At 68.6% G+C, this 8,338-nt stretch carries 3 protein-coding genes; all 3 read right to left on the minus strand.

From position 1 onward, the window contains the following. The coding region (locus E1294_RS49685) for a non-ribosomal peptide synthetase (RefSeq protein ID WP_132519612.1) at positions 1 to 5,078 on the minus strand (5,078 nt) is incomplete at its 3' end. Further along, positions 5,075 to 7,144 (minus strand): AMP-binding protein, encoded by a 2,070-nt coding sequence (locus E1294_RS49690; protein ID WP_132519615.1) that lies wholly within the window; start codon positions 7,142 to 7,144, stop codon positions 5,075 to 5,077. The genes E1294_RS49685 and E1294_RS49690, both read right to left, overlap by 4 nt. Before the next feature lie 74 nt (positions 7,145 to 7,218). Beyond that, positions 7,219 to 7,437, minus strand: coding sequence for an MbtH family protein (locus E1294_RS49695; RefSeq protein ID WP_132519618.1), 219 nt, complete (start codon positions 7,435 to 7,437; stop codon positions 7,219 to 7,221). Positions 7,438 to 8,338: the final 901 nt, after the last annotated feature.

Raw genomic sequence — 8,338 nt, forward strand, 5'->3', positions numbered from 1 at the left:
GCCGCATCACCCTCGACAGGCTCCCCAGCACGTTCGGGGACATCGTCCACATGCAGGACCGGCACCCCGACATCCACCGTCACCGAGCCATTGACCAGCACCACAACCGGAGCCGCATCCTCCAGCACCTGCGCGATCCGCGCCGCCGGATAACCCGGATCCACCGGCACATACGTGCCACCAGCCCGCCACACCCCCAACAACATCGCCGGCAACTCCAACGCCCGCTCCGCACACACCACCACCCGCGAACCGGCCACCACCCCGAGACTCTGCAGACCGGCCGCCACCCGATCAGCGAGCACCCCCAACTCGCCATAGGTCATCCCCCGGCCCTCGTGAACCACCGCGACCGCATCCGGAGACTCCTCGATCCGCGCCCACACCCACGCATCAACCGTCGCCACACCCGGCGACGGCACCTCGACCTGCGGATTGAAATCGGAGAGAACCCGTAAACGTTCGCCCTCCGGCAGCACATCCAGCTCGGCCAGCGGACGATCAGCCGCGGTCAACTCCGCAAGGGCCTGGCCAAGCAACGCACACACCTGACCCGGATCAATCGGCGCCTGCGCCTGCGCGGTCAGGTGAAGCCTGTCACCGCTGTCGTCGACGGAGACGACAAGCGGATAGTTGGTGCGCTCCCGGCTGGACAGCGCCTCGACGCCCGGCAGGACGCCGACCTCATCCGCCTCGAACAGGGTGCTATGCCGGTAGTTCAGCAGACTGGTGAACAACGGCACGCCCGCCGGCACCCCACTGCACCGCTGCGCCAGACTCAACGGCGCGTGCTCATGCCGGATCAAACCGGTCAACGTCTCATGAGCCGCCCGGACACCCTCAGTGACGGTCCGGCCAGTAGTGTCGATACGGACCGGCAGAGTATTGATCGACGCGCCAACCCCACGGCGACTGCCCGCATCACCCTGCATACGCCCGAACAACACCGTCCCGAACACCACATCATCACGACCGGTCAACCGAGCCAGCACCAGCGCCCACGCCAGATGAAACACCGCCGCCGCCGACACACCCGACCGCCGAGCCAGATCACGAATCCGCGCCGTGATGTCGTCATCGACCGTGATCTCGGCCTGGGCAACGCCACTGCCGTCACCGTGCACGTCCAGCACCCCATAAGGCGCACACGGCTCCTCAACATCGCCGAGCATGCCGGTGAAGAACACCTCATGCTCGGCCCCGGAAACGCCGAGAACCGCCTGAGCCACCACATTCCGATACGGCACCGGCTCCGGCAACTCATCAGCACGACCCGCCATGATCGCACCGACCTCACCGACAATGGTCTGCAACGAGGTGTTGTCATCGATGACGTGGTGCATCAGCACCAGCAACAACCACCGACCGTTCTCCACATCGTGCGCGACCAGCACCCGCAACAACGGCGCAGCACCCAGATCGATCCGCTTCGCCGTACCCCTCAGCTCGGCAGCCTCGACCTCCTCCACGCTCAACGGAGCGCACCACCACACCACCTGCACCGGCCGCGAGACACCCTCCCAGACCAGCGAGGTCCGCAACACATCATGCCGATCAACCACCACCTGCAACGCCGCCAGGAACTCATCGAGACGCTCCCGGCTGTCGACGGCCAGCAGATTCGCCAACACATAGGCATCGGCCTCCTCCGCCATCAGATGATGGAAAAGCATCCCCTCCTGCAACGGCGCCAAAGGATAAATGTCCTGCACATTCCCCACCCCACCAGGAACAGCGGCCACAATCCGATCAATCTCACCCTGGGACAGCTCGACCAGCGGCAGCAGGTCCGGCGTGATCACCGCCGTGTCCTCGGCGATCAGATTGACCGGAACCACGACGGCGTCCCCCGGACCGGTGGCGGTGGCCTCGGCCAGTCCGGCCACGGTCGGAGCCGAGAACACCGTCCGCACGTCCGTCGCGATGCCACGCTCACGCAGGCGTTCCACCACGGTCACGGCCAGCAGCGAATGCCCACCCAGCGCGAAGAAGTCGTCAAACCGGCTGACCCGGCCGACGTCCAGGAGTTCAGCCCAGATCTGAGCGATGGCCTGCTCCGTGGCGCCCTGCGGCTCCTCGTAGCGGGCCCGGGCAAAAGCGTCACCGTCCGGAGCGGGCAGCGCCGTCCGATCCACCTTCCCGCTCGGGGTCAACGGCAACGTATCCAAGGCCACAAACGCGGCCGGAACCATATACCCAGGCAGCTCAGCCGCAAGATGCTCACGCAGACCGGCCGCGTCCACCCCGTCACCGACGTAGTAGGCGACCAGCTCCCTGTTCACCACCGCCTGGGACACTCCCGGTACCCGCAGCAGGGCGGCCTCGATCTCGCCCAGCTCGACCCGGTAGCCGCGGACCTGGACCTGGTCGTCGTTACGGCCCACGAACTCCAGATCACCGCTCATGCTCCATCGGGCCATATCACCGGTCCGATACATCCGCGAACCATCACCCGCGAACAGGTCGGCCACGAACCGGGAGGCGGTCAGACCCGTACGGCCCAGGTATCCACGGGCCAGACCCGCACCACCGACATAGACCTCGCCGGCCATGCCGGGCGGCACGAGCCGTCCGTGATGATCAAGAACGTAAACGCGCAGGTCCGGAATGGGAACGCCAATCGGGCTGGTGGCATTCAGATCGGCCGGGGTGATCGGCCGGTAAGTGACATGCACCGTCGTCTCGGTGATCCCATACATGTTGATCAGGCGTGGGGAGCTGTCCCCGTGCCGCGCGAACCAACCCTCCAAAGAGGCCGGCTGCAACACCTCACCACCGAAGATCACCCACCGCAGCGCCGACGCACCAATCTCAAACCGCGCAAACGCACTCGGCGTCTGACACAACACCGTCACCTGCTCAGCCGCCACCACCCCGGCCAACTCCCGGGGAGAACGCACCACCTCCTCATCCACCACAACCAAACGGCCACCATGGACCAGCGCGCCCCAGATCTCCCACACCGAAAAATCGAACGCAAACGAATGCGCCAGAACCCACGTATCCGTGGCATCGAAACCGAACCAATGACCAGTAGCCATGAACAACCGGGAGACCTGACGGTGCTCGACCACCACCCCCTTCGGCACACCGGTCGACCCCGACGTATAGATCACATAGGCGGCATCACCCTCGACAGGTAGTCCGGGCGTCTCGGGCAGATCGCTCATCGTGACGACCGGGACATCGACCTCAAAGCCCATCGACGTGTTGACCAGCACCGCAGCAGGCGACGAGTCAGCCAGCACATGCGCGATCCGCGCCGCCGGATAACCCGGATCCACCGGCACATACGTGCCACCGGCCCGCCACACCCCCAACAACATCGCCGGCAACTCCAACGCCCGCTCCGCACACACCACCACCCGCGAACCGGCCACCACACCCACGGCCTGCAAACCGGCCGCCACCCGATCCGCCAGAGCACCCAGCTCGCCGTACGTCTGAGCAAGATCCCCATGCACCACCGCGACCGTGTCGGGGGTCTTCTCCACCCAGTCGTGCACCCTCGCGGAGATCGAGGCGCTGGAGAAGGCGGTGCCGCGTCCCCAGCCGAGCACCCAGGCGCGGCTGTGTTCGCTGATGAGCGGGAAGTCGTGGACCGGCCGGTCCGGGTCATCGGCGATGTCGCGCAGCAGGGTGACCAGCTGGTCGGCGAGCTGGGCGATCAGCATGGGGCTGAACTGGGCGGTGGCGTATTCGAGCAGGCCGGTGAGTCCTCCGTCGGCGCGGCCGGCAACCAGGGAGAGGTCGAACTTGGCGGTGCCGTCGGCCCCGCCGTCGATGCGTCCCTCGGGGGTGAGGGCGATGAGGCCGGGCACGTCGCCGGTGGGTACGGCGGGCAGGTTCTCGAAAACGAACGCGGCCTGGATCAGCTCGCGGTCGCCGGTGGCCGCGACGACGTCGGCGTAGGGCAGCTCGTGGGTGAAGGCGCCGGTGATCTCGGCGCGCAGCCGGTCGAGCAGTTCGGGCAGGGTGGGCGTGCCGGACAGATCGCAGCGCAGCACGACGGTGTTGGCGAGGAAGCCGACCAGGGTGCGCAGCTCGGGACGGTCACGACCGTCGGTGACGGTGCCGATGCCGAACCGGTCCTGTCCGCAGTAGCGGTGCAGCACGACGGCCCAGGCGGCGAGCAGGACGGTGTAGAGGGTGGTGTCGTGCCGGCGGGCCAGGTCGTCGAGGCGGGCGATGGTGGCCGGATCGAGGCGCAGCGGGTGTGCGGCGCCGGCCCGGTTGCCGGGGTCGGATCGCCGGTCGCGGTCGCGGGGCAGGTCGAGAGCGGTCAGGCCGGTGAGGTGCCGGGTCCACCAGTCGCGGCGGCTCGCATGCTCGAGCGTGGCACGCTGCCGCCTTTCGGTGTGGACGTAGTCGGCGTAGGTCGGTCCGGCCGGGGGCGCGGGCGGATGCTCGCCGCGCAGCAGGGCGGCGTAGGTGCGCGTGAGCTCGCCGACGAGCAGGCCGGCGGACCAGCCGTCGGTGATCAGGTGGTGCTGGGTGAGTGCGAGGAGGTGCTCGTCATCGTCCAGGGTCACCACGGCGAGCCGGGTCAGCGGCCCGGCCTGGGTGTCGAACAGGGTGGTGCGCTGCCGGTCGAGCAGTCGTTCGGCAACTTCGGGCCGGTCAACGTGGGTGACCTCGATGAGGCAGGCCGGGTCGCCGTCGAGGACCACGGCAGAGGGGGTGCCGCCGACAACCGGGAAGACGGTGCGCAGGGCGGGGTGGCGAGCGACGAGGTGGTGAGCGGCGGCGGTGAGCAGGCCGGCATCGAGGACGCCACGCCAGCGCAGCCGGAGGTGGACGTGGTGCAGGGTGTTCGGCCCGGTCAGCTGTTCGACGAGCCAGAGCCGTTCCTGTCCGCTGGAGAGCGCACCGGTGTCGCCGTCGGCAGTGGTCAGGGGCGGGTAGCCGTCGGCGGTGTGCTGCCGCAGGATCGTGATCAGCTCGTCGCGGTGGGCGGTGAGCTGGGCGCGCAGGTCGGCGGGGAGACCGCCCGGGGCGTCGTAGGTGAGCCGGTCGCCGTCGAGCCGCAGCGTCACACCGACCTCGATCGCCCGCAGGAGCAGATCGTCGATGTTCACAGTTCCCCCTGCTGCTCGGTGGTGGTGCCGTTCGGGACGAGGTGCGGTGCCGATGTCGCCAGGTGAACCAGGAGGCGGCGGTAGAGGGCGGCGCCCAGTTCCGCGGGGTTGGTCGTGGTGCGGATCAGCTCGATCGGCACCGGGACTCCGAGTGCGGCCGACAGGTGTGTGCTCAATTCGGTGATCTTGATGGAGTCCAGTCCGAGGGACCCGGGTGACACGTCGGCCGGGACAGCGTCCGGACCGTCGAGTCCGAGCAGGGCGGCGGTGAGGGTGCGCACCACATAGACGACGGCCCGCTCACCGGCGGCGCGGGGCGCCGAGAGGACCGTCTCGGTCAGCGCGGCCGGGTCGGCGGCGGGCAACGGGCGGGAGCGCGGCACTGCCGGGATATGCCGGTACACCTCGCCGAGCTCTCCGGCGCGCAGCAGGTCCCCGGTGTGCCGTCGCCGCAGCTTGCCACTGGTCGTCCGGGGTAACGTGCCGGGTTTCAGCAGGACCAGCTCGGTGACGGCGAGGTCGTGCTCGCGCCAGATCGCGTCGGCGATCGCCATGGCCACGCAGGCCAGCTCGTCGCGGCTGCCGGCCCGGGTGACCTCGGCCGCCAGGGCCACGCCCTCGGTACCGTCATGCTCGACCGGGAACGCCGCGGCCCCGCGGGGACGGACGTCGGGGTAGGTCTCGGCGGTGCTCTCGATGTCCTGCGGATAGTGGTTGCGGCCACCCAAGATGATCATGTCCTTGCGCCGTCCGGTGACGTAGAGGTCGCCGTCGTGCTGGAACCCGAGGTCGCCGGTGCGCAGGAAGGTCAGGCCAGGATGGGTGGGCAGGTGCGCAGTGGCGTCGGCGGTGGCCTGCGGGTTGCGCCAGTATCCGCGCGTGACGTGGTTGCCGGCCAGCCAGATCTCACCGACCACGCCGGGCGGGCAGGGCTCGCCCGTCGCAGGGTCGGCGACGACGAGGGTCTGGCCGTCGACGGACGGGCCGCAGTTGACAACCGTACGGCCGGTGTCCGCCGGAACGGCCCGGCCCTGTTCGAGTTCCCCGGGATCGAGAGTCAGACCGATCTCGCCGCCGAGGTGGTGCCCGGTGGCCATAAGGGTCACCTCGGCCAGCCCGTATGCGGGGAACAGCGTCGACGGCCGCAGCCCGGCCGGGGCGAACCGCCGGCGGAAGCTTTCCACGGTGGAGGGCCGAATCGGCTCGGCGCCGACAAGCATCAACTCCATCGCGCTCAGCTCGATGCCGACCGTCGCCGGATCGCGGTCGCCGAGGCGGCGGTGGCACAACTCGTAAGCGAAGTTCGGGGCGCCGGTGATGGTGGCCCGGTAGCGACTCGCGGCACGCAGCCAGTTCAGCGGGTCGCGCAGGAAGGCCATCGGCGGCATGAGGACGACGGTCGAGCCGGCGGCGAGTGGCGCCAGCAGGGCGCCGATCAGACCCATGTCGTGGAAGACCGGCAGCCAGCTGATCTCGACGGTGCGTCCGCCGAAGCCGAGGCCCGAGGTGATCATCCGCAGGTTCGCGGTCAGGGCACCGTGGGTGACCATCACGCCTTTGGGGGTGTTCGTCGAGCCGGAGGTGTACTGGAGGAACGCCAAGTCCTCGACGGCGAGGCGCGGCGTCCACAGGGCGCGGCCGTCGGCGGCGGGCAGGGGCACCGTGATCCGGGGCACATCGAGGAACGGCTCGGTGCTCGCGTCGGTGATCACCACCGCAGTGTCCGCGTCGGCGACGACGGTGCCCAGGCGGACGACCTGCTCCCGGGTGGCCGGCGGGGCTACCGGCACCGCCACGATCCCGGCGTACAGGCAGGCGAGGAAGGCGGTCACGAACTCCGCGCCGCTGGGAAAGCAGAGCAAGGCCCGGGTGCCGGGCGGGTGGGCGCGCGCGAGACGTTCGCCGGTCTTCGCAACTGCGCTGACGAGCAGACTGTAGCTGATCCGGTAAGTCTCCTGCTCACCGTCGGCCAGGAAGATGAGCGCCGTCCGATCCGGTGTGCGCGTCGCGACGTACCGAATCGACGAGAGCAGCCCGACTGCGCCAGGCAGGGTGGGCGAGGTCATGTAGGGCGTTTCTCACTTCTTATGGGACTTGTCGGGGCGGGCGGACACGCTTCCCGCCCCGGGGATCGGGACGGTTAGCTCGCGCTCTCAATTGACCGGACGAGGCTCGCCGGCCGCATGTCGGTCCAGTTCTTCTCCACGTAGTCCAGGCAGGTCTGCCGGTCGGCCGGCCCGTGCACCGTCGTCCATCCGCCTGGCACGGCGCCCCACGTCTGAGGCCATAGCGAGTGCTGATTCTCGTCGTTGGTCAGGACGAGAAACGTGCCGTCCTCGTCGTCAAACGGATTCGTCATGGCCGCTCCCACTTCCTTGAGTCGATCGGGCGATGCCCAGCTGCTATGTGCCGACGGCGTTGGCGGATTCGATGCTCCGCCGGGCCGACTTTGAGGATCGAGACCTCGCCGACACTGTCCACCACAGAAATGTCCGATCAACACGCCAATCTGTGTCCACTTTCTGCGCACCAGCCACACCTGAACCAGTCCGGGCTTGGTTGGACGCCGCTGATACGCCAGGCAGAGATCGACGGCGGCCGGCGGCCCGGGACCTCTACCGAGGACGCGCAGCGGATCGCGAAGCTGGAGCGGGAGGTCCGTGAGCTGCGCCGGACCAACGAAATCCTGAAGTCGGCGGCCACTGACCGGAAATCCACCCACCTCAGCCAACGTCCCAGACGAAGTCGACGCGACCGGTGCCGTCGGCGCGTTCCTTAGCGATGCGGCGGCCCAGGGCGTCGTACAGGTAACGCCAGGTCTGGCCGTCCGGGGTGCGCACTTCGGTCAGCCGATCGTCGGCGTCCCACGTGTAACGCCAGGTACGCGCCCCTTCGACAGGCCCTTGCGGGGGCGCACGACGACCCTGCCCTGCCCGTCGTACTCGTAGCGGTCCTGTCCGGCTGCGCGGATCGCCGGTGTAGGCACGTTCGCCCTGGTCCGGTGAGGGGGTGGCCCACCCAGCGGCACTTATAAAAGGCACTCATAATCCGCGGGTTGAAACGAAGATCATCTAATCTCGATCTTTCATGACCGAGGATTGGTCGGCTGAGCGGTCCGGCTGAGGGTTGAATCCGGGCGGTGGTCAGCGCATCGGCCCGGCTGTCGCGCCGGGTGGGCGGGGTTCCACGAGCCCGCGGGTTCCCTTTCTGGCCGTAGGGGCGGTGGGTGGCTGGTCAGGGTGGTGCGGGCAGGGCCTGCA

This window comes from Nonomuraea diastatica (assembly GCF_004349015.1).
Classification (GTDB): domain Bacteria; phylum Actinomycetota; class Actinomycetes; order Streptosporangiales; family Streptosporangiaceae; genus Nonomuraea; species Nonomuraea diastatica.

Excerpts from the sequence above, each read along its gene's own strand:
- E1294_RS49695 (WP_132519618.1), bottom strand. The coding sequence starts at position 7,437 with ATGACGAATCCGTTTGACGACGAGGACGGCACGTTTCTCGTCCTGACC.
- E1294_RS49690 (WP_132519615.1), bottom strand. The coding sequence starts at position 7,144 with ATGACCTCGCCCACCCTGCCTGGCGCAGTCGGGCTGCTCTCGTCGATT.